This is a genomic window from uncultured Clostridium sp., assembly GCF_947039605.1.
In the GTDB taxonomy this organism is placed as follows: domain Bacteria; phylum Bacillota; class Clostridia; order Clostridiales; family Clostridiaceae; genus Sarcina.
Map to the genome: position 1 here is coordinate 1 of NZ_CAMQZG010000099.1, position 2,615 is coordinate 2,615.

General features: G+C 25.8%; 3 protein-coding genes. All 3 read left to right on the top strand.

The window, feature by feature from the left end:
* The coding region (locus tag Q0V24_RS17070) for a hypothetical protein (protein ID WP_297523377.1) at window positions 1-660 on the top strand (660 nt) is incomplete at its 5' end.
* A gap of 244 nt (window positions 661-904) precedes the next feature.
* On the top strand, window positions 905-1,615 hold the full coding sequence (locus Q0V24_RS17075) for a hypothetical protein (RefSeq protein WP_297523379.1): 711 nt from the start codon (window positions 905-907) through the stop codon (window positions 1,613-1,615).
* A 70-nt stretch (window positions 1,616-1,685) separates the two neighbouring features.
* Window positions 1,686-2,492: a hypothetical protein gene (locus Q0V24_RS17080; RefSeq protein WP_297523380.1), complete on the top strand. Its 807-nt coding sequence runs from the start codon at window positions 1,686-1,688 to the stop codon at window positions 2,490-2,492.
* Window positions 2,493-2,615: the final 123 nt, after the last annotated feature.

A 2,615-nucleotide genomic window follows, 5' to 3' on the forward strand; every position in this document is an offset into this window, starting at 1 on the left:
GGTGTAGATAAGGAAGGCTATAACAAGCTTGGATTTGATAAAGAAGGTTATAATAGAAGTGGATATGATGTTAAAGGTTTTAATAAGGCTGGATATAATAAAAATGGATATGATAAATTAGGGTATAACAAAAAAGGATATGATGTAAAAGGATATGACAAAGAAGGGTATAATTTACTTGGATTTGATATGAATGGGTTTGATATGAATGGGTATAATGAAATTGGAGAGTTTAGTGAGTTTATCAATAAATATATAGAAGAAAATACTAAGTTGAATGTAAAAAATTCAAAATTTATATATTCTGACGAGGTGAGAAATTTATTTATAGATATTCAGAGAGCTAAAAGAAATTTTGAAATTGAAGATTATATAGGTGCAATATCTCACATTAGGAGAGGTGGAGAAGTTCTTATGGAAAATATTTTTCTTAAAAGCACGTTACGTCCATATGAATATATTAAACTTGATTTTTATAATAAAATAAATTTTGCTAAAAGTAATAATTTAATTAATCTTTCAACATATGAAAATATAACTATAATAAGAGAGTCTGGTAATAAAGCTGTGCATAATGCATTAGATGATAAACATAAAGCTAGACAAGTTATAGATATTCTTCAAAATGAAGTTGAAAAATGGATTGATAAAAATAACTAGATTACTCAACATATAAATCTAGAAGTTGTATAAAAGTTATAAAAAGACTGAAATCAATAGGTTTCAGTCTTTTTCATAATAAATTTGTGAAGTCAGAGGGTAGATTGGAATGTAGCTTTAACAAAGATTAGAGTTGTTATTTCTCTTTGGAAAATATTAATATATTGTTAAACAATAAAAATTAACTTAAAAATAACAAAAATTATGATATAGTAGTGTTAAATATAATATTAGGAGTGATAATTTGAAGAAAGAAACTACTTTAAATAAGAAATACTATATCACAATCTTTTTATGCTCATACATCATGATAAGTCAAATTGGTATAGTAACAATTATAGATACTATATTATCACCGATTTTCAAACTAGAATCATTATATAGTTCTACTAATCCATTGAAATCAGCATCTTTACGCATAATACCTATAAGTATAAGTAGTTTAGTGTTATTAAGTATAGTATGTAAGTTACAAAAACAAAAACTAAGAACGATTATTATAAAGATTCTTTTTGTTGTTGGTATATTAAATATAGCGATATTTATTTGGTATGCTTTTATACTGTGCGAAACAGACTATAAGTTCATTGCACCAGTAAGTAATATTATTGTGTATGGAGTACCTATAATAGGTTTATATGCTTGTATAAGTTTATTTATTAAGTTGAAAAATAAAAAAGATATTTCTGATAAAGAGCCATTAATAATATTTATGAGCAAATCTATCCTAGTTATCGCTTTTGTTTTTAGTACATTTTCAATTATTGTAGGATATGAACCTAATTCGATTGATGAAAAACATTTTAGTTATAATGGTAAGCAATATGTTTGTCAAATAGAAATGCCATTTTTAAGTTCAGCAAGTGACCATAAGTATATTTACTATGAAAAAGAAAATTTAATTATGATGAGAAGGACAAATGAATTGGAAGGGAATTTAAATATATATATATAAAATAGAAAAATAGTAATGATATATTTTAATTTTCTAGTATTAAAATATGAAGTAAAAGAAGGTGTTTATAATGAAAATTGATATTGGTAAACATGAATTTAGTATCATCTGGGAGGGCATATACTACTATGCTTTGTCTACATATCCCAATATATCGAATTGGGAGCTACATCAAATTATTAAATTTATAGATTATGAAGAGTTATATGGGAGAAAAGTTGAAATTGTTAGTGAAGTTAAAGCTATAAAAGAGAAAGTAAGTCATGCATTAATGAATAAGAAAAGCTTTATAAATATAGAAAAACCTGAAAAAATAACAGAATGTACTGCTTGTAAGCAAAAGGGATGTTTAACTAGGTATCTTTGTCATACAGCACCAGTTGAAAATGCAATGTCTATATTTAAAAGTGGAACTATACTCTCAGCAGTAAAGGCAAGAAACTTACCAGCAAAGCAATTGATGCTAGAATCTAGAAATGCTGCAAATGACCCAGTAGATTATTTTGAATATTTAATGTTATCTTGGGGGAATTGCCAAGCAGGAGATAGACTTGTGATGGAAAGAGCTTTAGGTAGAATTCCAACAGAAAAAGATTTAAGTGAATATTTCATCCCCGGAATACGTTTCTTTTTTAGATATGATGAATTAAAAAAGCATCCTAAAGCTACTTTTGATGGGTATCATCCACTAAAAATTAAAGATGAGTTAATTTTAAAAGATACTGTACTTGCAATTATAATTCCTGAAATATATAAGGACTTATTTGCTAATATAATTAGTGATGATATTAAAGATAGGGTTTATTATATATCTACTTCAGATGAAGACATATGGACATGGGCAGAGAAGGTTTATAATTTTATTAGTGAACTATAAAATAACATAAAAAAGGATAAGTTATACATATGATAAATAAAGGCTGAAGTAGCAATACTTAAGCCTTTTAACATAATAAAACAAATGTCTAAAAATAGGGAATAAATTACTTTCTTGGAATTT

Excerpts from the sequence above, each read along its gene's own strand:
- Q0V24_RS17080 (WP_297523380.1), top strand. The coding sequence starts at position 1,686 with ATGAAAATTGATATTGGTAAACATGAATTTAGTATCATCTGGGAGGGC.